Genomic DNA, 24,245 nt, shown 5'->3' with positions numbered 1-24,245 from the left:
ACTCATATTAGTAGATTCGGTTCTTCGCAAGAGGTATTTCCACCATGCGGATGGGTGCGTGCAGCCAGGCTGCAGTTCCTTCTTACACAGGCGCTACAAGCAGAGGGCTTTAACCGTTGCTGCGAACCGTTCTGGCTCATCCCACTGTGGGCAGTGCCCTGACCGGTCAAATCGGATGAACCGATGCGTGCTCTTCAGCCCATCAGCAAACCGCTCAACCAGACTGCCTGGCAGATGACGGTCATACTTGCCGCTGATGAAATAAACAGGGGCCCCGAAAGAGGTCTGCCCGTTGAAATCGACCTGCTCCAGCTCGGCGTCCAAGCGCGCCCGGGACTGAGCCACCCCCTTGACATGGTTGAGCAGACGCGACCAGTTGTAGCAGGGCGAGCGCAGGTAGGTCATGATCCGTCCCAGAGATCCGAACAGCATGGCAACCCCGCCACGAGACAGCAGCTCATCGATCATCAGCACCATGTCGGCAGCCCCGCTCTCCTTGCTGACGATCGCACCAAGCCGGGAGCCCAAACTCTGTTGCCCCCAATGCCGTCTTAGCCGAAGAGCGGCGCGCATGCTGACGACCTGCCCAAGGCCGATGTAGCAGCGAACGAGCGAGGGATACCGCTTCACCATCTCCAGTCCCAGGACGCTGCCCCATGAATGACCGACGAGGATGAGGGAATCCTGCCCGTAGGCGCGAAGAAGCTGTAGCACGAACTGGTGAACATCCTCAACCATCGAATCGATGGTCACTACCTCGCCAGGCGCAAAAGGATGGTAGGACAGTCCACTGCCTCGCTGATCCAGGTTGATGAAGCGGAAATCGCGCTCCAAGGCCGCGTTGTAGCGCATGGTCAGCGGAATGCAGGCATCACCCGGACCACCATGGAGGTAAAGAATGATAGGAGCACGAGGAGGTGCCGGATTCATCGAGAAAACAAAGCGCGCACCATTGATCCGCGTCCTATATGGGCGAGAGCGACTGGGAACTACGTCGGCACGACTAGTCATATAGTCATTTTATCTGTCTCCTTATCTATCTCTCGCCTTATGGCTGCACACTGGCACTCCCTCCCTCTAGGTGCGGAACCAGAAACATTCAATTGCGATAAAATCCGTTTCTTTAAGGGTCTCCCGGCATCATCGCCATCCTGAACGACTCCGTTCTGGCAGTTTGCCGTTCGCTGTAAAAGCAAGCTGCTCCGTATGTGTCCTGCCAAGCCAAACCAGATGAGGACCAGTCCTCATCACACGCAAATACACACCGCAAAACAAGTCAGGTTATGCGGCAAATTTGACAGTTCGCGCATACGCAGCCGCAGAAACACGTAGTAAATGATTAACTGAAACCGTGGCATAAAGGCGTGTCGATGCAGCTGAAGGTCGCTCGCCCACCCAGGAGGCGGACCACAGTTCAAATGCTCCGTCTGCTGCGTGACCGGTCCATAGTCGTGACCGGGTGAAGCTTCGGCAGAGAACAGAGGAAAGTAGCGAACATGTTCAGTGTCAATCTGAGCGATGTGGTCGCCGTACTCAAGTCGCTGATACCCCAGCTGGTGGTCATCGGCGTCTTTCTGGTACTGGCCCTGCTGATCACGATCGCCGTGAACAAGCACACCGTCAAAAACGTAGCCAACCGAAAGATGATTCACTCCCAGTCCTGGCTGGTGGCCTTCGTGGCTGTCGTCGCAGCCCTGGCGACCATGCTCCTGGGACCCTTGTCCAACCTGATCACCAAGTCCACCAGCAAGCACGAGCTGCAGCCGGCGACCGTTACCGCAGCCCGGAACCTGGCCAAGGACATCCAGCGTGAGTCCGTCACCATGCTGCAGAATTCAGACGGGACGCTCCCCCTGAAGTCCGACAAGGTCAATGTCTTCGGCTGGGCCTCGACTAACCCCGTCTACGGCGGCACAGGCTCCGGCTCCATGTCGGCTGACAACCCCACCACCAGCCTGCTCGACGGCATCTCCTCAGCCGGTCTGAAGACCAACAAGGAATTGAGCGACTTCTATACCAAGTACCGTGCGGACCGCCCCAAGGTCGAGATGTTCGCCCAGGATTGGACCCTGCCCGAGCCCACGGCCGACAAGTACACCAGCAAGCTCATGGATGACGCCAAGCAGTTCTCCGACACCGCTGTAGTGGTCATCGGCCGAGTGGGCGGCGAGGGCGCCGACCTGCCGAAGGACATGAAGGCCAAGGACATCACCTATCACGACAACGACAAGGCCAACCCGGACTTCAAGCAGGGCCAGAGCTTCCTGGAGCTGTCCAAGCCCGAGAGCGACATGATCGCCAAGGTCACCAGCTCCTTCGACAAGGTGGTTCTGGTCTACAACGGCGCCAACACCTTCAACCTGAACTTCGTGGGTCAATACCCTCAGATCAAGTCCGTCCTCTGGTGCCCGCCCCCGGGCCAGGCCGGCTTCACCGCCCTGGGCGAGGTCCTGAAAGGCAAGGTCAACCCCTCGGGCAAGACCTCCGACACCTTCGTGCGCGATCTGACCAAGACGCCGACCTACAACAACTTCGGCTCATTCACCTACACCAATATGGACGACCACAAGGCCACCTTCACCGGGTTCACCGGCAAGCCCGAAACCAGTACGCCTACCTTCGTGGACTACAACGAGGGCATTTACGTGGGCTACCGCTTCTGGGAGACTGCAGCCAAGGAAGGCCTGATCAACTACGACCAGATGGTCCAGTACCCCTTCGGATACGGCCTGTCATACACCGCCTTCAGCCAGAAGATGGGACCGATCCATCATGCTGACGGGAAGATCTCCTTCGATGTGACCGTCACCAACACCGGCGCCAAGGCCGGCCGCGACACGGTCCAGACCTACTTCGAGCCTCCCTACACCAACGGGGGCATCGAGAAGGCCAGCGCCAACCTGATCTCCTTCAAGAAGACCAGGATCCTGGATCCCGGCAAGAGCCAGACCATCCCGGTGAGCTTCAAGGACGAGGACATGGCCTCCTATGATGCCGACCATGCCAAGGCCTACGTGCTGGACCAGGGCGACTACGGCATCTCCATCCGTTCCGACTCCCACCGTCCGATCCAGTCCGACACGGTCAACATCGCCCATACGGTCACCTATGACAAGAGCAATCCCCGCTCCGTCGACAAGGTCGCGGCCACCAACAGGTTCGACGATGCCAAGGGCACGGTGACCTATCTGTCCAGGGCCAACCACTTCGCCAACTATGCTGATGCTGTGGCGGCACCCAAGAGCACCGAGATGCCCGAGGAGGCCAAGGCCCACTTCTACAACAACAGCAACTACGACCCCAAGAAGTTCGACAAAGACAGTGACAAGATGCCCACGACAGGCGCCAAGAACAACGTCAAGCTCTACCAGCTGCGTGACAAGAAGTACGACGACCCCATGTGGGACAAGCTGCTGGACCAGCTCAGCGTCAAGGATATGGACAGCCTGATCGCCATGAGCGGCTATGGTACCCAGGCCGTCAAGGGCATCGGCAAGATCGAGCTCACCGACGCCGATGGCCCCGCCGCCCTGAACAACAACTTCACCAAGGTCGGATCCCTGGGCTTCCCCTCATCCACCTCCCTGGCCTGCACCTGGAACCCCGGTCTGGCCACCCGCTACGGCGAGATGATCGGCACCATGGCCCATGACATGGATGTCTCCGGCTGGTATGCGCCAGCTTTCAACATCCACCGCAGCGCCTTCTCCGGACGTAACTTCGAGTACTTCTCCGAAGACCCCGAAATCAATGCGGTCATGGGATCCAACGAGGTCGCGGCAGCCAGGTCCAAGGGCGTCTACGCCTTCATGAAGCACTTCGCCATGAACGACCAGGAGACCAACCGTACCAACATGCTGGCCACCTGGGCCAACGAGCAGACCATCCGCGAGATCTACCTGAAGCCATTCCAGGCTGCTGTAGTCAAGGGCGGCGCCCAGGCTGCCATGAGCTCCTTCAACTACATCGGCACCACCTACGTGGCCGCCTATGCGCCGCTGATGCAGGATGTGCTGCGCGGTGAGTGGGGCTTCCGCGGCATGGTTCTGACCGACTACTTCGGCGTCTATGGTTACCAGAACGCCGACCAGTTGATCCGCAACGGGAACGACGCCATGCTGGCCACCACCGAGGTGACCAACCACGTCAAGGACAAGAGCGCCACCTCGGTCAAGGCCATGCGCCAGGCCAGCCACAACATCCTCTATACGGTCGTGCACGGCTACAAGTACGCCAATGGCGACCCCAAGGTGCAGACCCCGGCCTGGCAGATCGCCCTCTATGTGGCACTGGTTGTGCTGGCCCTGATCTTCCTGGCCTTGGAGTACCTGGCCTTCAGAAGGTTCAAGGCACGGCGCAGCGCTGTCGACGTGGGCACCCTGAGCGATCTGGCGGACGACGCCCGGCAGACCCGCGCCCAGGATCCGGCCAGCATGGAGACCACGCCGTCCGAGGACAGCTCCGACCAAGGGCCGACGGCCTGATCCTCCATCTCTGTTGATTTGCTCCTTGGCAGACGGACCTATGCACCGTCCGCCAAGGAGCGGATCGACACACCCGTTGGCGCCCAGGCAGCATTCATGCCAGGAAAACAACAGGTTATGCAACCCGCCCGAGCAGGCCTCGGCAGTCGGGGAATAATGAAATTCAGTACCAGTCCGAGGCCGATTGTGGAAGCAACGAGGGTTCCCGCAGCAGGATCGGCCCCCGTCACAGAGAGGGAACACTATGGAAGTCAAGGATCTGACAGTTCTGGAACGGGCATCGCTGCTCTCCGGAAAATCCACCTGGGCGACCCGTGCCTTGAAGAGGGCGGGCATCCCGAGCATGGTCCTGAGCGACGGACCGCACGGTCTGCGCCGCCAGACCGGATCAGGGGACAACCTGGGCATGGGCAAGTCCAAGCCCGCCACCTGCTTCCCCACAGCCGGCACGGTGGCCTGCTCATGGGACCCGGAGCTGGCCAAAACCATGGGCCAGGCGCTGGGCAACGAGGCCAGGAGCCTGGGCGTCAACATGGTCCTGGGTCCGGGCATGAACATCAAGCGCAATCCCCTGTGCGGCAGAAACTTTGAATACTATTCCGAAGACCCCCAGGTGGCCGGTCACATGGCTGCAGGCCTGATCGAGGGCATCCAGTCCCAGGGCGTGGCCGCCACCCCCAAGCATTTCGCCATGAACAGCCAGGAGCTGCGCCGTCAGGCATCCGACTCCGTGGTGGACGAGCGCACCATGCGCGAACTCTATCTGACCGGATTCGAGATTGCTGTGCGCCAGGCCCACCCCTGGGCCATCATGACCTCATACAACATGGTCAACGGCACCTATGCCAACGAGAATCCCCACCTGCTCAAGGACATCCTGCGCAAAGAGTGGGGCTTCGACGGCATGGTGGTCTCGGATTGGGGCGGCTCCAACAGCGCGGTCGCCGCAGCCGCCAATGGCTCCTCCCTGGAGATGCCCCAGGCCGGATATGACTCCGTCCGACAGGTCGCCAAGGCCGTGCAGGAGGGCCGCCTGGACGAAGCCGACCTAAACGCCCGGGCCGAAGAGGTGGCACGGCTGGCCAAGCTGACCTACCACTCTGACATGGACCCCGATGGGAACCTGACCGCAGACCAGATACGGGACCATCATCAGGTGGCGAGGAGCATCGCCGAGGGATCCGCCGTCCTTCTGGTCAACCGGGAGGGACGCCTGCCACTGGCCGCCGGCACCCGGGTCGCCCTGGTCGGGGATATGGCCAAAACCGCAAGGTTCCAAGGATCCGGATCCTCAAAGGTCAACGCAGCCAAGCAGGAGAGCATGCTGGACCTGCTCAGGCAGGGCAACGGCGACGGACTGGAGCTGGCCTCCTACAGCCAGGGCTACGAACGCCATGGCGAGAAAAACCGGTCTTTGATCGACCAGGCCGTGGCTGCGGCTGGCCAGGCTGACGTGATTGTCGCCTGCGTGGGCCTGGATGAGCGCAGTGAATCCGAGGGTCTGGACCGTTCCCATATGGACATTCCCGGCAACCAGGTCGACCTGATCAAGGCGCTGGGTGCGACGGACAAGCCCCTGGTGGTCGTCCTGGTGGCGGGCTCCCCCGTCACCACCGACTGGATCGACCAGTGCGATGCCGTCCTCTACATAGGACTGTCCGGACAGGCTGGAGCCTCAGCCACCCTGAACATCCTGACCGGCCGGGTCAACCCCTCCGGCCACCTGGCGGAAACCTGGCCCAAGTCCTATGCCGACTGCCCCAGCGCCGACTGGTACCCCGACCCCGCGCACGAGTCCATCTACCGGGAGGGCCCCTTCGTCGGCTACCGCTACTACCTGACCGCCGACGTGGAGGAACGCTTCCCCTTCGGATACGGCCTGTCTTATGCACACTTCGCCTACGCCGATCTGACCGTGGACGACAAGGGAGTCACCTTCACCCTGACCAACGACTCAGACAGGCAGGGGGCCACTGTTCCCCAGCTCTACGTCCAGGCGCCCAAGGGTGGCGTGCTCAGGCCAGTCCGCGAACTGAAGGGCTTCAAAAAGGTCAGCCTGGAGGCCGGCCAGTCAACCCAGGTCCGCATCGACTTCGACCAGACGACCTTCCGGCACTTCGATACGGCCAGCAACTCCTGGCAGGTCGAGTCCGGCGACTGGACCATCATGATCGGATCCGACGCACGCAAGATGGAGCTGAGCGGGCACCTGAGAGTCCAAGGCACCGTCGATCCGCAGAGTCCCGACCCTGCCTTGGGCGCCTACCTGACCGGCCGGGTCAAGGAAGTAGACGATGCCGCTGTGACAGCGCTCTTCGGCCACCCAGTGGTCCGACAGGGCGCCGTCAGCACCTTCGGCGCCAATGATCCGCTCTCGTCCTGGAAGGACTCAAGAAGCGCCCTGGCCAGGTTCGTGGCCAACTTCCTAGCCAAGAGCGAGAGCCGCCACGAGGCCAAGACCGGCAACCCCGACCTGAACACCCTCTTCCTGCTCAACATGCCTCCCAGGGCCATGGCCAAGATGACCAACGGGCTGATTGACACGGCCATGGTCGAAGCCATCGTCCGCATCCCCAACGGCCACCTATGGAGGGGGCTGGGCGGATTCATCGCCGGATTCTTCAGGAACATGTCCGCCAACCGCAGGACCGGAAAGGAGCTCAATCATGAGTGATCAGCACAGCCAGCAGGCCGGACAGCCGGCCCAGGGGAAAGCGACAACAGCCTCACAGTGGGCGATCGTGCGCTGGTGGCGGCGGTTCAGCGACCGGCACACCACCCTGGCCCAGTTCATCGTCTTCTTCATCCTGTCCAACGGGGTCACCGTCCTGCAGCTGGTGCTCATGCCCGTGCTCAAGGCCATCTTCAACGGCACCTCCCTAGTGGGCACCAACTTCCAGATCTGGCGCATGGGGACCGTCGGCGGCAAGCCCTACTACCTGTTCGACTACGCGGCCGGGTCCATCGGCCACGGCGGCGGGGGCGGCCTGGCCTACTTCCTTGCGGTGGAGATCACCCTGCTGATCGCCCAGATCATCAACTTCTTCCTCCAGCGCAACATCACCTTCAAGTCCAACTCCTCGGTCTGGAAAGCGGCCTTCTGGTACCTGGTGGCCTACGTGATCATCACCATCATAGCGGCGGCGCTGCAGGGCTGGTACAAGGATCCCATATACGGCTTCTTCCAGCACACCCTGAACTGGGGCAGCCTGGGGACCACCATTGCTGATCTGGTCACTATGATCATCAACTCGGCCATCTCCTTCTGGGTCTTCTTCCCCATCTTCAAGGTCATCTTCCGTCAGGAGCCCACCGAATCCGAGGCGAGCGCCCAGTAAAATTCCGGCCCCACTCCCCCGGCCGCCAATGAACCGGCATGCATCGGCAGCCAGAGGGGCGGGGCCTTTTCCTCAAACCCATCATGTACAGTGGTCGCATACAACGGCCGCCGACGGGATTACGGCAACCCCGCCGACATGCCCGCCGACCCATTCTTTTGCGAAGTGATCGTTCATGACAGTTGACCGACCGGCCTCTACGAGCCCGCCCGTTCTCACCTTCATCGTCCCCGCCTACAACATGGCCCAGCATCTGCCGACCTGCCTGGATTCGCTCCTGAGCCGGGAGGGGGAGGACCTGGAGGTCATCGTGGTCGATGACGGATCCACCGATGCCACAGCGCAGGTAGTGCAGTCATATCAGGCACGCCATCCGCACACTGTCCGTCTGATCAGCCAGACCAACAAGGGCCACGGCGGCGCGGTCAACACCGGCCTGGCAGCCGCCCGGGGCCGCTATGTCAAGGTGGTCGACGCCGACGACTGGGTGGACCCGACTTCCCTGAGTCTGGTCCTGGACCAGCTGCGCGACCAGTCACAACGTACGAATCCGGTGGACATGGTGGTCACCAACTACGTCTACGAAAAGGAAGGCCGCAGACATAAGCGGGTCATCAACTTCCGCAGCGTCATGGATCCGGGACGGGTGCTGGACTGGAACCATCTGCGGCGGTTCGGGCTGGCCCAGTACATGATCATGCATGCCCTGATCCTGCGCACCGAGGTGCTCCGCCAGGCTCACACCCATCTGCCCGAGCACACCTATTACGTGGACTTCATCTACTCCTATCAGCCCCTGCCCTGGGTGCACACCCTGCTCTACCTGGACACGAATTTCTACCGCTATCACACCGGCCGTCAAGGCCAGTCAGTGCAGACCTCGATCATGATCGCCCGGGTCTCGCAACTGCTGCTGGTCAACGGGCTCATGGCGGATTCCACGCCTGACCCGGGGACGGTTCCCCGTGGACTTTATCGTTATATGATCCACTATCTGTCCATTAACTGCGTGGTGACCTCGGTCTTCCTGATTCTTTCACGCAAGCCCAGCAACTACCGGAACAAGGACATGCTCTGGCGAAGGCTGGAGCACCGCTCCCCCGTCATCGCCTCCGACGTGCGCTCCACCCTGCTCTGCAGGATGATCAACATGCCGGGCAGGCCGGGCCGCTTGGCCATCCGGCTGGGTTACAAGGCCGCCGAAGCCGCCATGGGCTTCAACTGATCGCCCACCCGCGGCAGGAGCACGCAGAGGCTGAACCAGTGATGCTCGGTGCGCAGGGTCATCTCGCCCTGGTAGCGATGGGCTATGTGCCGGATGGATTTGACCCCGTAGCCATGCAGGCCATCCTCAGTCCTGGTCTTGGTGGTGGCCAGCTCGCCATTGCCCTTCCAATTCAGAGGCGATACAAAATAGTTTTCAATGCGAATCACCACGAATTGTCCCCGTGCATACAGGGCCACCTTGATCAGGCGGCGGTCGGATTCCTTGACCTTCCTCAAAGCCTCAATGGCGTTGTCCAAGGCGTTGCCGAAGAGGGTGGAGATGTCCATTGGAGACATCCCCTCCAAGAGGGAGCCGTCGGCCACCATGGTCAGGGTGATCCCCTCTTCGGAGCATATGCGCTCCTTGGTTGACATGACCACGTCCAGGATGGGGTTGCCGGTGTGCTGCTGCGACCCATACCGTCCGACTGCAGCCTCCAGCTCCTCGAAATCCTGGGACTTGCGCTCAGGGTCCATCTGCGAGCGCAGGGCGGCGATCTGATGCTTGAGGTCGTGGGCGAGCCTGCCCATGGCCTCCAGATTTTCCTTGGACCGCATGTACTCCCGATGCTGGCTGTAAGCCCGGGCGTTGATGGAGGCCAGCTCGGCGCTGGTATGGCTCTCCCGCAGCTGTTCCTGCTGGGCGTAGAGCATGGCGAAGCCGCACAGGTCCACCAGGGTACGGATGTAGAAGACCTCCAGGCCGACCCGACCGGAGAAGGGGGTGTTGGTGGAAACGAAACTCAGGTTGGACATGGCGAAGGTAACCACAGCGATGACTGCGGCTATGAAGACGCTGCGTCCTGGCACAGAAGGCTGGGCATCGGCGAAGTTGCGCCGTTCCGCCACCCAGGCCAGCAGTCCTACACCGCCATAAATCAGCACCAGCAGGATCAAGGAGGCCGGGTCGTACAGGCTGTGGCTGGAAGGACGCATGAAGGAGTCCAGCTGCCAGTGCAGGGAGGCAACCAGCTCGGCCAGGACGAAGGCACGGGCCAGCAGATAGGCCCCGTCCAGCGCCCTCAACCCCGAAGCCAGCATGATGATGGCATACATGCAGGCCACGGCCAGGCACATGCTGATGATCCAGAAGGCGATAGGCAGGGTGCCGGCCCAATATTGGACCCCGATGAGCACAGCCAGACCGGGCAGAAGCACAGCCACCATTCTTAGGCGTGAGGTCCTTGCCCCAATAGCCAATAGATAGACCAGGCAACCCAGCCACTCGCTGATGGCTGTATAGAGTCGGGGGATGTCGGGCAGGGCATTGAGGATGTGGGTGCTGGTCATGGCCGACCTGCCACATAGGCGGTCAGAGCCGTCATGAAGGCCGTTCTTGCGGGGTCGGCTGACCCGCAGCCGCTGGCCGGTAGACATGATGCAGTCCTGGTCCTCCATGCCCATCACATGGGCTAGGTTGACCAGGTAACAGGAGTTGGAGCGGAAGAACCCTCGCTGGTCCAGCTGGCCCTCCAGGCTTTTCAGCGTGCTGTTCGTGGTCAGTGAGGAATCCAAGGTGTGGATGACGCTGCTGTGGCGGACGGATTCGATGAAGACGATGTCCTTGAGGGGGATCCTGGTGGATCGGGCACCCTCGGTGATCAGGATGGACAGGTCCACGCGACCGCGCACCTGGGCGATGGATCGGTCCAGCTCCTGGGAGAAGGCGAACCAGGGCAGGGGCTTGAGCAGGTAGGAGAGAGCGCCCACCTCATAGCCGTTGATGGCGTACTGGGGGGCGGAGGTGATGAAAACGATGACCACCGACTCGTCACGGGCTCTTACCCTGCGGGCCACTTCGATTCCGTCCATGGGGGTCATCTGAATGTCCAGAAGGAGGATGTCATAGACGGGTCGATAGCCATCCGCAAAAGCCTTGCCATCGGTGAAGACGCTGACCGTCAGTTCTTCCTGACGTTCCTTGCGGTAGCGGCTCAGGTAATTGACCATGGTCCGACAGCTGATGGAATCATCATCCACCACTGCGATTCTGATCATCCTGGCACACACTCCTTACCCCGTCGGCCAAGGACCCATGGCCGCCGTTATCACCGTTCTTCAATGATATCGGAGATGTCCGCAAGGCAGACCCCGCTTGCCTGAAGCCGAACGCCGACAAACAGGGGTTGGTTTGGAAAAAGCAAACAAGTTTGAACCACTCGTTTTTTTACGCTGCGAATCTATTCTCACTTGTGGGCGGGAACGATTAGAGTCGAAACATGTCTACCTTCGCACCCTCTTCGTCTTGGAAACCCTCCACCTGGCTGGCCCGCCTGATGCTGCTGATGGCTGCGGCCGCCTGGGGAGCCGGATACACCTTCGAAAAGGTTGCCATGGAGACCCTGACCGTGCGCTGGCTGATGGGCATTCGCATCCTCTGCGCCATCGTGATCATGACACCCTTTTTGCTGCCCAGGCTGCGCAGAACCGGGGCCATACATACCCTGGTGCCGGGACTGATCCTGGGAGTCAGTTACTGGGCGGCCTTCAGCCTGCAGATGATGGGGCTGACCACCATCGCTCCGGGCCGGAACTCCTTCCTGACGGCCACCTACTGCATCTTCGTGCCCTTCCTGGTCTGGATCATGGCCCGCCGACGGCCGGCCCTGCGGCACTTCGTCGCGGCCGCCATCTGCATCCTGGGCGTGGCTCTGATCTCGCTGCCGGCCCAGGGCGGGGGACAGGGGCTGGCTCTGAGCACCGGCGACCTGCTGACCCTGGCCGGCGCCCTGCTCTACGGGATCAACCTGGTGATCACCGGGTTCCTGACCAAGAAGTTCGACGCCCCCACGCTGACCTATCTGGAGCTGCTCTTCGGCGGCATTCTCTTCCTGGTCTGCGCGCTGATCTTCGATCCCTTGCCCACTGCGGCCGACTTCACACCCTCGACCCTGGGCTCCATGATTTATCTGACGCTGATCTCGACCCTGATGGCCCAGAACTTTCAGAACATCGCCTTCTCCAGGGTCCCCGCCGCCCAGGGCTCGCTGATCCTGTGCTCGGAGAGCCTGTTCGGCATGCTGGTCTCGGTCCTGGTCCTGCACGAGGAGCTGACGGCCACCCATCTGCTGGGCTTCGCCATCATCTTCGCCGCCATCATCCTATCCGAGGTCAGGCTTCACCCCCGCCGGCTGTCGAGGGATTCCTGAGCAGCCGGATCCTCCCGGTAGGCTGTTCCGGGCAAGAGGTCGTAGGGCATCTGCCGCTTGATCAGGTAGAAGACCAGCAGGAGCAGGGCCAGGATGCGCGTCGCAGTCTGAACCTTGCCGGTCCAGGGGCCGAAGACGGCCAGGATGACTGCGGTCCGGAACAGATAGAAGAGGAAGCGGGACCAGCCATGCCGCTGCTTGGTTTCGACGGTCATGTGGGTGAAGGTGGCGCCCAGCGTCCGTCCCCGGCGGGGCAGGGGGATGAGCAGTTCAAAGATCAGCAGCATGGCCAGATCCACCACGGTCCCGAACACATCCAGAGCGGATGGGGCGATCAGCAATCCGCCAAAGCGGTAGTGACCATCCAGCTGATAGGTGCCCAGGCGATGGACCGCATAGGTCACGCCCATCCCCAGAGACAGGGACAGGATGGTGGCCAGAAGCAGATCCAGAGCCAGGGAGACGGCACGGTGTATGAACCCGGGGTTGGTGACCAGCTGGGCAGCGTCAGCCTGACGGGTGGGAACGAGCTTGTTGGCCGCCATGGCCACCAGGTAGCCGATCAGAGCGCCTGAAGTGTTCCAGATCAGGTCGTCCACGTCGAAGAGACGGTAGGCGCAGCCCACGATGCCGAACACCCCGGTCAGTTGGGCCGTTTCGATGAAGAGGGAGACCAGGAAGGCAACCGGCAAGGCCAGGATGAAGCGCCAGCGGAAGACCCGCCCCATGATGAAGCCCAGGGGCAGGAAGAAGGCCACATTGAGCAGAATCTGCAACATGGCCATCCGACCGCCTGTGCTCAGGTCGGTCAGGAACTGCAGGGGGTTGAGCTGGGGGGTCAGATGATGGGTGGCGCAGAAGGCGGCACGGTCGTCGGGCATGGGCCAGAGGGTGAAGAAGACCAGGGCCAGCAGATATAAGACGGTCAGGTAGGCCGCCATGGCTGCTGTCAACCGGAGCCGGTGATAGCGGTTGTAGATCAGGGCAAGAATGGGCAGGGTCAGGATCAACGAGGCCAGGGGCCAAAAGACCAGAGATATGCCGAAGGAGCCGCTGAAGTAGTCCAGGTATGTCGAGAGCACAATTCCAGTTTAAATCGCGCTTAAGGCTATCGACCGATTGACTGCGCCAACGAAGAGCTCAGTCGTCGCCCAGGGTTATGTGGATGCCGCCAACCAGGGAGCTGACCAGGTTGTAGAGAAAGGCGAAAATGGTGACCAGAGCCACTACTATGACGATCTCGAAGATAGAGAAAATGGTCACCGAGCTCAGGACCGTCCCCAGGCTCAGCACCTGGCCCAGGTCGAAACCACCCGCATCCAGGCCTGTCTTGGAGATGACCTGGGTCAGATTGTCAAAGAGCCCCATAGCGTTGAGCAGAATCCAGAGCAGGGCGGCGGCCACCACCTGAATGATGGCCCCGGCGATGGACAGCAGGAAGGTGACCTTGGCCACCGACCAAGGTTCCAACCGGGTCAAGGACAGCTGCATGCGCCGGGCCCGAGGCACGTGAGGACGCGTTGTCGAAGGGGCTTTGACCGGAGCGGCAGCCGAAGCTGTGGTTCTTGCGGAGCGCCCTGCTGCCGTCCGGCCGGCAGCAGAAGCCGGGGGAGTGGCCGATGAGGGTTGGCGGGACTCGCCCTTTTCGGATTCATCAGCCTTGGTCTTGCCGGTTTTAGGCTTTGCTGTACCCTTCTTACCGGTACCGGCCTTGGCCTGCTTCTGATCATCCTGGCTCATGGGCACTCCTTGATCCTTGCATTCACCAGTCCGCGCACACCGCCGCAGGACCTGCACAACTTCTTACGAGGCTACCAGTCTTGTCAGACTGGTAGCGGACCTGCTCAGTCCTCTTGGGCCAGACCTTGGCCGTCGCCGGTTCCGGTGGTGGCGATGGGCTGATCCTTGGCCGCCAGGGGAGCGGCAGGAGCCAAGTCAGCCTGACCGCCATTCTCCTCCTGGTCGTCACGCTCGGCATTGCGGGCGATGGAGAGGATCTCATCGCCCTTATCGGGCTTGGCCAGAGTGACTCCCTGGGTGTTGCGGCCGGTCCGCTTGACCTCGGCCACATCGGAGCGGATGACCTTGCCGGACTTCATGATGGCCATGATCTGATCGTCCTCGTTCACCACCAGGGCGCCGACCAGGGATCCCCGGCCCTCCACCATGGCAATGGCCTTGACGCCGTAGCCGTTGCGGCCCTGCAGGCGGTACTCGCTCAGGGCAGTCCGCTTGGCAAAGCCTTCATCGGTGACCACCAGCAGATCATTCCCGGACTCCTTGGCGATCACGTCCATGCTCAGCAGTTCATCGCCGGGGCGGAACCGCATGCCTTGGACGCCGGCGGTCTGCCGTCCCATGGGCCGCAGGGTGGAGTCGTCGGCCGGGAAGCGCACGCTCATGCCCTTGCGGGAGACCAGGATGATCTCATCGTCGGCATTGCAGAGGGCGGCACCCACCAGCTCATCGCTCTGGGGGACCTCTTGCCCGTCCTCGTCGGTGACGGTGCCCAGCTCCATCAGCCGCACGGCGATCAGGCCGCCCTGGCGGGGCGAATCATACTCGGTCAGGCGGGTCTTCTTGACCCGTCCGGTCCGGGTGGCCAGGACCAGATAGTCGGCATCGTCATAGTCGTGCAGGGAGAGGACCTGTTCGATCCGCTCGCCCGGGCCCAGCTGGAGCAGATTGGCTACATGCTGTCCCTTGGAGTCGCGGGAACCCTCAGGCAGCTCATAGGCCTTGAGCCGATACACCCGGCCCTTGTTAGTGAAGAAGAGCAGCCAGTTGTGGGTGCTGGTCAGGAAGAAGTGGTCCACCACGTCGTCCTCGCGCAGCCTGGCTCCGCGGATGCCCTTGCCGCCACGGTGCTGGGCCCGGTACTCGTCGGCCTTGGTCCGCTTGACGAAGCCGGAGTGGGTGACGGTGACCACCACCTGCTCGTCGGCGATCAGGTCCTCCACGTTCATCTCGCCTGAGTAGGGGACGATCCGGGTCCTCCGCTCGTCACCGTACTTGTCGACGATCTCGTCCAGCTCATCGCCCACGATGGTGCGCTGGCGCTCGGGGTGGGCCAAAATATCGTTGTAGTCGGCGATCTTGCGCATGAGATCCTCATGCTCGTCCAGGATCTTCTGCCGTTCCAGGGCGGCCAGACGGCGCAGCTGCATGGCCAGGATGGCATCGGCCTGGACCTCGTCCACATCCAGCAGCTCCATCAGGCCAGTGCGGGCCGTCTCCACGTCCTTGGAGGCGCGGATCAGGGCGATGACCTGGTCGATCATGTCCAGGGCCTTCAGATACCCCTGCAGGATGTGGTCGCGATCCTCGGCTTCCCGCTTCAGATAGCGGGTGCGCCGCTCGACCACATCCAGCTGGTGGTCCACCCAGTGGCGGATGAAGGCGTCCAGGCTCAGGGTCCTGGGGACCCCGTCCACCAGGGCCAGCATGTTGGCCCCGAAGGTCTGCTGCAGCTGGGTGTGCTTGTAAAGGTTGTTGAGGACCACCTTGGGCACGGCATCGCGCTTGAGCACCAGGACCAGGCGCTGGCCGGTACGGCCCGAGGTCTCATCGCGCATGTCGGCGATACCTTGAATCTTGCCGTCGCGCACCGCCTCGCGGATGGAGGAGGCCAGCCGGTCGGGGTTGACCTGGTAGGGCAGCTCGGTGACCACCAGGCACATCCTTCCGCGGATCTCCTCGGTGTTGACCACGGCCCGCATGGTGATCAGGCCGCGTCCGGTCCGGTAGGCCTGCTCGATGCCCTTGTGGCCCAGAATGGTGGCGCCGGTAGGGAAGTCCGGTCCCTTGATGATGGCGATCAGGGCGTTGAGCAGCTCCTCCTTGGAGGCCTCGGGATGCTCCAGTGCCCAGTGCACGCCCTTGGATACCTCGCGCAGGTTGTGCGGAGGGATGTTGGTGGCCATGCCCACGGCGATGCCGGCTGATCCATTGACCAGCAGGTTGGGGAAGCGGGAGGGCAGAACCGTAGGCTCCTGGGTTTTCCCGTCGTAGTTGGGGATGAAATCGACCGTGTCCTTGTCGATGTCGCGCACCATCTCCATGGCCAGGGGGGCCATACGGCACTCGGTGTACCTCATGGCGGCCGCCGGGTCGTCGCCGGGGGAGCCGAAGTTGCCCTGGCCGTCCACCAGCGGGTAGCGCATGGACCAGGACTGAGCCAGACGCACTATGGTGTCATAGATGGCCGCATCGCCATGGGGGTGGTACTTGCCCATGACGTCGCCCACCACGCGCGAGCACTTGTTGTAGCCGCGGTCGGGCCGGTATCCGCCGTCGTACATGGCGTAGATGACCCTGCGGTGGACCGGCTTCATGCCGTCGCGGACATCGGGCAGGGCCCGCTCCACGATCACGGACAGGGCGTAGGACAGGTAGGATTCCCGCATCTCCTGCTGGAGGTCGATGGGCTGAATCCGCTCGCCCTTAAGGAGGCCGTAATCGGTGTTGTCCATCTCCTGGGGGCTGAGCGGCTCGCGGGACCCGTCGGGCAGGTTGAGGCCGTCCTGGTCCGGGCTGTTGTCATTGTTGTTATCGTCTGCCAAAATCGATCCTTAGCTCAAATGGTGAAAAGGGGAGGCTTCCGTCTCAGGCGTCGATGAAGCGGGCGTCGTGGGCATTGCGTTGGATGAACAGACGCCGAGGTTCGACCTCGTCGCCCATGAGCATGGTGAAGGTCTCGTCGGCCTGCTCAGCGTCATCGATGCGGATCTTCTTGAGGATGCGGTGATCCGGATCCATGGTGGTCTCCCAGAGCTCCTGGTAGCTCATCTCGCCCAGACCCTTGTAACGCTGGATCCCTTCGCCCTTGGGCAGCTGTCGGCCGGAGGCCTTGCCCTCGGCCAGGACCCTGTCGCGCTCGGCGTCGGTGTAGACGAAGCTGTGGGGCCCCTTGGTCCACTTGAGCCGGTAGAGCGGGGGCATGGCCACGTAGACGTAGCCAGCCTCGATCATGGGCCGCATGTAGCGGAAGAAGAGGGTCAGATTCAGGGTGGCGATGTGGGCGCCGTCCACATCGGCGTCGGCCATGATGATGACCTTGTGGTAGCGCACCTTGTCGATGTTGAAGTCCTCGCCGTATCCGCCGCCCACAGCCGTGATCAGGGATTCGATGGTGTCGGACTTCATCATGCGGTCCAGACTGGCCCGCTCCGTGTTGAGGATCTTGCCGCGCAGGGGCAGGATGGCCTGGGTCATGGGGTTGCGCCCCTGGATGGCCGAGCCGCCTGCGGAGTCGCCCTCCACGATGAACAGCTCGCACTCCTCGGGGTCGCTGGACTGGCAGTCCTTGAGCTTGTCGGGCATGCCGGCCGTCTCGAAGATGGACTTGCGACGGGTGTTCTCGCGGGCCTTCTTGGCCGCGATCCTGGCCCGGGAGGCCTCCATGGCCTTCTGGATGATGGACTTGGCCTCGCCGGGGTGGGCGTCGAACCAGTCGCTCAGCCTCTCGGTCATGACCCGCTGGACGAAGGTCTTGGCCTCGGAGTTGCCCAGCTTGGTCTTGGTCTGGCCCTCGAACTGCGGATTGGTCAGCTTGACGGAGACCACGGCGGTCAACCCCTCGCGCACGTCATCGCCCGAGAGGTTGTCATCCTTGTCCTTGAGGATGTTCTTGTCCCGGGCGTAGCGGTTGATCATGCTGGTCAGAGCTGCACGGAACCCCTCTTCGTGGGTGCCGCCCTCGGTGGTCGCGATGGTGTTGGCGAAAGTGTGGACCGACTCCGAGTAGGCGGTGGTCCACTGCATAGCCACCTCGGCGGAGATGCCCAGCTTCAGGTCCTCGGCCTCGAAGTCGATGACCTCAGCCTCCACAGGCGTGGCCTTCCTGACCTTGACCAGATAGTCCACATAGTCCTTGATGCCGTTGGCATACTGGTAGCTGACGGACTGGCCCTTCTGCTCAGGGGTCTGCTCCTCGCCCGCCACCTCGTCACCGGCCTGGTTGTTGGGGCGCAGATCGGTCAGGGTGATTCTCAAGCCCTTGTTGAGGAAGGCCATCTGCTGGAAACGGCTGCGCAGAGTCTCGAAGTCGTAGACCGTAGTCTCGAAGATTTTGGGATCGGCCCAGAAGGTCACCGAGGTGCCGGTGCCCTCGTCCGGCCCCATGGCCTGATCCTTGGATAGGGGAGCCGTGGGCTTCTGATTGCGGAAGCTCTGATGCCAGTGGTAACCCTGACGGCGCACCTGGACGTCGATCCGGGTGGACAGGGCGTTCACCACGGATATGCCCACGCCGTGCAGGCCGCCTGAAACCGCGTAGCCGCCGCCGCCGAACTTGCCGCCGGCATGCAGCTTGGTCATGACCACCTCGACGCCGCTCTTGCCCTCGCCCGGCACCTCGTCCACAGGTATGCCACGGCCGTTGTCGTCCACCCGGATGCCGTTGTCGGGCAGGATGGTGACTTCAATATGGTCAGCGTACCCGGCCAGGGCTTCGTCGACCGAGTTGTCGACGATCTCGTAGACCAGATGATGCAGGCCCCTGGGACCTGTAGAACCGATGTACATACCGGGACGGACGCGAACAGCCTCCAGCCCCTCCAGCACTTTCAGATCGCTGGCGTCATAGTGTTCGGGGGAGAGCGAGTCATCCAGCTGCGCGTCGTCCAGCTGATCCTGGCCCGTCATGCCGTCATCCTGAGGCTTGTCCTCCTCATGCTCCCGGCCCTCTTGCGGGGTCCGGGACGGGTCAGTGTTGAGATCTGCCACGGATAGTCCTTTCTGCACCCCCATGGTCGCCCACTGACGACAAAGCAGCTTCCGTTCGTGGTCGAGCGGGGGATCGAGTCATGGTCACCAGGTTCCAAATCGTCCATAAAGGGGCCTTGGAAGCGTTTGACCCTATAACCTATAGATTACCAGCGCTAGGGGACTTTAGGCTGACAGAAAGCTGGGAAGACGGTATCCGCAGATTATGGGCTCACCCGTAGGTGTCGCGCACGCCTCGGCCCGGCGGATCGAACCGTGAACGGCGAAAGCTGTAGTTGTGGGGGCCGGTCACCCGGATCTGCTTGACCGGCATGCCCAGCCGCTTGACAATGGTCGCCTTGAGCTGGGGGACCAGGTAGGTCAGCTGGGTGGCCCAGACTGTGGTCTGCGCCTGGATGGTCAGCACGCACTCCCGGTAGGAGACCACTCTCGAATGAGCTGCGATGCCGGGGCCCACCACACTGTCCCACTGGTTGCGCAGCCGGGCCACCTTCAGATGGCTGGTCCACCCGCTCCCGGCAGCCAGGCTGGTCACCACTCCTCCCAGTTTGGCTGGGTCACGGCCTGGCTTTCCGAATGCATACCAGGCCTTGCGGGAGTTGTCCTCCCGCTGCCGACGAGTGGCCGCCCGTCGTGTGCAACCCTCGAAGACCAGGGCCGGCAATCGACGCTGGTCCAGGTGCAGAGCCTCAACCATGGGCGCCTTCATGACAGGTCGTTCCCCTCTGGCACATCCTTCGTATCCGAGTCGTCATGAGCCGTCCCTCTGGTTCGACGCAGATCCTGCATGGCACTGGCGATGGCCGGATCCTGAGCGGCCGGATCGGATGGTTGCACAGGCCTCAACCTGGACACATCCACCAAGCTGGCACCCTGCAGGGAGGGGATATCGCTGTCGGCGGCCACAGTGATCAGCACCTGGTCCTGCTGGCGGGCAAAGTCCAGGATCTGATCCCTGCGGCCCCGATCCAACTGGGCGAAGACATCATCCAGAATGACGATCGGCTCCAGGGCGCGACGATCCTTGACCACCTGCAGCAGAGCCAGCCTCAGAGCCAGGGCCAGGGTCCACATCTCACCGTTGGAGGCGAACTCCCTGGCAGGCATGCCGTTGAGGGTGAAGGCCAGATCATCGCGCTGGGGGCCGATCAGATTGGTGCCCCGGGCCACTTCTCCCGGGTATATCCGCTGAAAGTGACGACTGACGGCTTCGGCGACCTCGGGACCGGTCTGCCCATCGGGTCCTATCTCCTCCAGGGAGGGCCGGTAGGTCAATCGAGCATCCTGATCAGGGCCTGCCAGCCGACCATACAGATCACTGAAGGGCTGGTCCAGAGCCTCTACCAGAGCCGCCCGTCGTCGGCTCAGATCCAGCCCCGTGCGAATAAACTGCCCAGTCCATACCTCTAGGCCGGACAGGGCTGCGTCACGCCCGTCACCCGAGGGGTCGCGGCCCGCCTGGGAGAGCTGCTTGAGCAGGGCGGCGCGCTGCCTGGCCACATGGCGAAAATCCTGCCGAACCTGGAAGTAGTCGGCATCGAGCTGGCTGCCGGCCTGGTCCAGCACGGCACGCCTGGCTGCCGGCTCTCCGGAGACCATCAGCTGATCCTCGGGGCTGAAGGTCACGCAGGGCACCCGGCCCACCAGGTCACGCTGATAGAGGGAAGGCCCGCCGTTGATTCTTCCCCGGTTGGCCCCCTTGGCGGCAATGGTCAGCTCATAGTCGGTGGCGGTCCCGTCCTGCTCCAGCCTGGCCCTGACAGTGGCCTTGGACTGCCCACGCTCTACCAGGGGCAGCGAGGATGAGGCCCTATGGCTGCCGCCGGTGGACAGAACCTCGATGGCCTCGACCAGGTTGGTCTTGCCCAGGCCGTTGCGTCCCTCCAGAATGGTCACTCCGGGCTCCAGATCGAGGACGCAGTGCTCCCAGGAACGGAAGTGATCCAGAACCAGACGGGAGATGTGCACGGCGATCGTTCCTCGAACCTGCCCGGGTGTCAGTTGTTGAAACGCATGGGCACCAGCAGGTAACGGTAGTCCATGGACTCCTCGGAATCCTGCTCCTGCTGGCCGTTGAACTCCACGGCCTTGACCGCCGAGGTCATTTTGATACGGACAAAGGGCTCGGCGATGGCGCCCAGCCCGTCGATCAGATAGCTGGGATTGAAGGCCACCGTGATGTCTTCGCCATCCAGATCCGCCTGCAGAACCTCATGGGCCTGTGCCTCGTCAGCCGTGCCTGCGCTCAGTGTCACCTCGTTGCCGGAGAAGACCATGCGAATGGGGGCATTGCGTTCGGCAACCAGGGCCACGCGCTTGATGGCGTCGATCAGATCCTGCCGGGCGATGACCGCCTGGATGGGGTACTCGTCCGAAAAGAGACGGTCCACGGCCGGAAATTCCCCGTCAATCAGCTGGGTGGTGGATATCTTGCCGGCGTTTTCCACGCCCATGATGGTGGGGTTGTCAGCCTCGTAATCCATGGTCACGTTCTGGTGCTCGTCGAGGGAGCGGGCGATGTCCCGCAGCAGAGAACCGCGGATCAGCATCGATGCGGAGAAGTCGGCGTCGCGAGGAGTCCAAGTGAAGCTCGAACGGGACAGCCTGAAACGGTCAGTGGCGGTCATGACCACCTTGTCCCCAGCGATTTCGGTTTTTACGCTAGTCAGGACTGGCCGGCTTTCTTCCCGGGAAACAGCGACGATGGATTGGGAGATGGATTGGATAAAGGTCTCAGCATCCACCTGGCCCATGGGTTCGGGAACGGCAGGAAGGTCGGGATACTCGCTGTCAGGCATCAGCTGCAGGGAAAAAGTGGATTTGCCCGAAGTGATGGTCATCTTGGATCCCTCGGTTGATAGGTAGGTCTTCTCCGAGGGCAGTGATTTAGTGATGTCCGCTAGAAGTTTGCCCAATACCAGAGCCGTTCCGGATTCGTCGATGCCTGCCTCGATGTGGTTTCTCGCCGAAACCTCGTAATCGAAAGCAGAGAGCTTCAATGTTCCGTCAGAGGCTTCCATTCTCACGCCCGCCAGAATCGGCGAAGCCGGTCGGGAGGGGATGATGCGGGTGGTCCAAGCCACCGCATCCGAGAGTGCGGATGAATTCACTTCTACTTTCATGGGAGCCTTCTTGTCGATGAATGAACTGGACTCATTCTATCGAATAGGCCAGGGGATGTGGTTGGAGTGAGGAAGTGTGCTTGAATATGACGATGACTGTTGCATAAATATACATAGAGTCATCGTAATAAGCCCGGTGGATGGTGTGGATAAGTTTCCAAATCCTTGCAATGCGGTGGATATACCTCACCCAGGTGCTGTGGATAAGTGGTGAGATCGATGTGACTAAAAAGCCAAATTATCCACAAGGGCGGATTTTTGCTGAGTTATCCACAAAAGTATGGTGGTTATTCGCTAAAGATCCACCACTTGTCCCCGGAAAATCGGTGGGTTATTCCCAAGGTTTGCCCACATCTGGGGATAAACAGGTGGATATCTTTTTCTGTCGATCCACACCGGTTCCTGCGTGTCGCATCAGTTCTGAGGCTGCTTGAGCCGGACCGTCAGCTCCATGACGTAGTTGTAAATCTCCCGCTTTTCCTGCATCTCATTGGAGATGCGCGTATAGGCATGCATGACTGTGGTATGGTCGCGGCCGCCGAAGACCTCGCCAATGTCTACCAAGGACATGCTGGTCATTTCCCGGGCCAGATACATGGCGATCTGGCGGGCCAGGGCGATGTTCTTGGTGCGCGTACGGCCGACGATATCGTCAAAGGTCAGATGGAAGTACTTGGCCACCTGGGAGATGATGTCGGTGGGCTTGATTTCTACGTCCGTGGAGAAGAAGTCCTGCAGGGTCTGTTCAGCCAAGGCCGTGGTGACTGGCTGGTTATTGAGGCTGGCCACGGCTGTGACACGAGTCAGAGCCCCCTCAAGCTCTCGGATGTTCTCGGTGAAGCGTTCCGCGATCAGATCCAGGACCTCGTTGGGAATGCTGACCCCGTTCATGGAGGCCATCATTCTCAGGATGGCCACCCGGGTCTCCCGGTCTGGCGGCTTGACGTCCACGGTCAGGCCCGAGTCGAAGCGCGAGATCAGTCGCGATTCGAAGCCTTTCAGATTCTTGGGGGCCACGTCCGAGGCGATGACGATGCGCTTGTTGGCGTCGTGCAGGGCATTGAAGGTGTGGAAGAACTGGTCCAGGGTGGCTTCCTTGCCCCCCAGGAACTGGATGTCATCGATAAGGAGCACATCCACCTGCCGGTAGCGGCGGTTGAATTCTGCGATCTGGCCCGAGCCTTGGGTTGAGTTCTGCAGGGCGTCGATGAACTCGTTGGTGAATTCCTCCGAGTTGACGTACCGGACCTTGAGCGAAGGATCCTTAACCAGGGCATAGTTGCCAATGGCGTTGAGCAGATGGGTCTTGCCCAGACCTGAGCTGCCATAGATGCACAGGGGATTGAAGTCCTGGCCCGAGCCTTCGGCCACGGCCAGGGCCACGGTCCGCGCGAAGCGGTTGGAGTCGCCTGGGACAAAGGTATCGAAAGTGGCGTTCTTGTTCAGATGAGTCTGCGGATCGCGCTCCACCCGGTTCTGGCTCATGGGGAAGCGAGGCACGGTAAAAGCGGGCCGCGACGTTGTCCGCTCGGCCTCGGCCTGCTGATCGGCATCGGCGCTGGCCGTGGACCTTGTAGCAGGGGAGGACTCGGACAGCTCGGCCTGCATGTCCAAAGTCATGGGCACGTAGGTGCCCTGATGGAAATCATTGGCCGAGACGATCGGGGTTTTGGCGGTCCCTGCGGTCTCAGGCCTCCAATTTGAACGGGTCTCTGTGTCGGAGGAGGATCGGCCGGTGCTGTTCTGGCGCTGGTAGTCGCCGTATGGATCGTGGGCTGGGCCGGGGACCTGACGGAACTCGCCGCTTCCCGGGGCGGAGCCAGCCATGGCGGATGCGCGTTGGTCGTTCTGTTGGTCGGCAGCCATCTGCTTGGCCATCTGCTCAGGGTAGACGATTTTGATGGCCGGGAACATTTCCTGATTGGTGACCAGTTGCAATGCGCTGAGGACAGGCTGGCTGAGCGGTCCCTGAATAGCTTCCTGGGTGGCCTTGGAGGAGACACGCAGAACGATGGTGGTGCCGAAGACCGCCTCGGGGGTGATGTCTTCAAGCCAGCCCTTGTCCCTGGAGGTCAGCGAACTGCTGTAGCGGAGCACCTGCAGGACCGCATCCCAGATTCTCTTGGCCTGGGCAGCGGCATCCAGCGGATCCTGCGCCAT

General features: G+C 61.7%; 15 protein-coding genes and 1 pseudogene. 5 read left to right on the top strand and 11 right to left on the bottom strand.

From position 1 onward, the window contains the following. Positions 1 to 93 precede the first annotated feature (93 nt). Positions 94 to 930 carry an alpha/beta fold hydrolase gene (locus RAM15_RS00080; protein ID WP_306221553.1) on the bottom strand — a complete coding sequence of 279 codons (837 nt, stop codon included), beginning with the start codon at positions 928 to 930 and terminating at the stop codon, positions 94 to 96. 566 nt (positions 931 to 1,496) lie between these two features. Between RAM15_RS00080 and RAM15_RS00075 the strand changes: the two genes are divergently transcribed. From RAM15_RS00075 to RAM15_RS00060, 4 genes are all read left to right on the top strand, one after another. Next, positions 1,497 to 4,484 (top strand): glycoside hydrolase family 3 protein, encoded by a 2,988-nt coding sequence (locus tag RAM15_RS00075; RefSeq protein ID WP_306221552.1) that lies wholly within the window; start codon positions 1,497 to 1,499, stop codon positions 4,482 to 4,484. Positions 4,485 to 4,728: 244 nt separating this feature from the next. Next, positions 4,729 to 7,158 carry a glycoside hydrolase family 3 C-terminal domain-containing protein gene (locus RAM15_RS00070; RefSeq protein WP_306221551.1) on the top strand — a complete coding sequence of 810 codons (2,430 nt, stop codon included), beginning with the start codon at positions 4,729 to 4,731 and terminating at the stop codon, positions 7,156 to 7,158. Further along, positions 7,151 to 7,822 carry a hypothetical protein gene (locus RAM15_RS00065; protein ID WP_197071114.1) on the top strand — a complete coding sequence of 224 codons (672 nt, stop codon included), beginning with the start codon at positions 7,151 to 7,153 and terminating at the stop codon, positions 7,820 to 7,822. Before RAM15_RS00070 ends, RAM15_RS00065 begins: the two co-directional genes overlap by 8 nt. Positions 7,823 to 7,997: 175 nt before the next feature. Next, complete coding sequence (locus RAM15_RS00060; protein WP_306221550.1) at positions 7,998 to 9,047, top strand: glycosyltransferase family 2 protein; 1,050 nt, start codon at positions 7,998 to 8,000, stop codon at positions 9,045 to 9,047. On the opposite strand, the gene RAM15_RS00055 is transcribed toward RAM15_RS00060, so the two are convergent. Then, on the bottom strand, positions 9,011 to 10,378 hold the full coding sequence (locus RAM15_RS00055; RefSeq protein WP_306222278.1) for a sensor histidine kinase: 1,368 nt from the start codon (positions 10,376 to 10,378) through the stop codon (positions 9,011 to 9,013). The two genes, RAM15_RS00060 and RAM15_RS00055, sit on opposite strands and share 37 nt — an antisense overlap. Positions 10,379 to 10,474: 96 nt before the next feature. After that, positions 10,475 to 11,038 (bottom strand): annotated as a pseudogene (locus RAM15_RS00050) (LytR/AlgR family response regulator transcription factor); the annotation flags it as partial. A 269-nt stretch (positions 11,039 to 11,307) separates the two neighbouring features. Here RAM15_RS00050 and RAM15_RS00045 point away from each other — a divergent pair. Next, positions 11,308 to 12,237: a DMT family transporter gene (locus tag RAM15_RS00045; protein WP_306221549.1), complete on the top strand. Its 930-nt coding sequence runs from the start codon at positions 11,308 to 11,310 to the stop codon at positions 12,235 to 12,237. Here the strand turns inward: RAM15_RS00045 and RAM15_RS00040 are convergent. The 8 genes from RAM15_RS00040 to dnaA all read right to left on the bottom strand — a co-directional run bounded on the left by RAM15_RS00040 (position 12,207) and on the right by dnaA (position 24,245). Next, positions 12,207 to 13,319 (bottom strand): VanZ family protein, encoded by a 1,113-nt coding sequence (locus RAM15_RS00040; RefSeq protein WP_306221548.1) that lies wholly within the window; start codon positions 13,317 to 13,319, stop codon positions 12,207 to 12,209. The genes RAM15_RS00045 and RAM15_RS00040 overlap by 31 nt on opposite strands. 58 nt (positions 13,320 to 13,377) lie before the next feature. Further along, entirely contained in the window at positions 13,378 to 13,977 is a 600-nt protein-coding gene (locus tag RAM15_RS00035; protein ID WP_306221547.1) for a DUF3566 domain-containing protein, read from the bottom strand. Positions 13,978 to 14,081: 104 nt separating this feature from the next. Continuing rightward, positions 14,082 to 16,799, bottom strand: coding sequence for a DNA gyrase subunit A (gene gyrA / locus RAM15_RS00030; RefSeq protein ID WP_024627119.1), 2,718 nt, complete (start codon positions 16,797 to 16,799; stop codon positions 14,082 to 14,084). Between the two features lie 43 nt (positions 16,800 to 16,842). Beyond that, complete coding sequence (gyrB, locus tag RAM15_RS00025) at positions 16,843 to 18,882, bottom strand: DNA topoisomerase (ATP-hydrolyzing) subunit B (protein ID WP_216476353.1); 2,040 nt, start codon at positions 18,880 to 18,882, stop codon at positions 16,843 to 16,845. 292 nt (positions 18,883 to 19,174) lie between these two features. Next, positions 19,175 to 19,660, bottom strand: a complete 486-nt coding sequence (locus RAM15_RS00020; protein WP_372338658.1) for a DUF721 domain-containing protein — start codon at positions 19,658 to 19,660, stop codon at positions 19,175 to 19,177. A gap of 8 nt (positions 19,661 to 19,668) precedes the next feature. Further along, the gene (gene recF / locus RAM15_RS00015; protein WP_306221544.1) at positions 19,669 to 20,931 is read right to left on the bottom strand and encodes a DNA replication/repair protein RecF; all 1,263 of its coding nucleotides are present in this window, start codon (positions 20,929 to 20,931) and stop codon (positions 19,669 to 19,671) included. Between the two features lie 29 nt (positions 20,932 to 20,960). Continuing rightward, the gene (dnaN, locus tag RAM15_RS00010) at positions 20,961 to 22,085 is read right to left on the bottom strand and encodes a DNA polymerase III subunit beta (RefSeq protein WP_306221543.1); all 1,125 of its coding nucleotides are present in this window, start codon (positions 22,083 to 22,085) and stop codon (positions 20,961 to 20,963) included. 414 nt (positions 22,086 to 22,499) lie between these two features. Then, positions 22,500 to 24,245, bottom strand: a complete 1,746-nt coding sequence (gene dnaA / locus RAM15_RS00005; protein ID WP_306221541.1) for a chromosomal replication initiator protein DnaA — start codon at positions 24,243 to 24,245, stop codon at positions 22,500 to 22,502.

This window comes from Bifidobacterium asteroides, from assembly GCF_030758775.1.
GTDB lineage: Bacteria > Actinomycetota > Actinomycetes > Actinomycetales > Bifidobacteriaceae > Bombiscardovia > Bombiscardovia kimbladii.
This window is presented reverse-complemented; position numbering and strand designations above follow the sequence as displayed.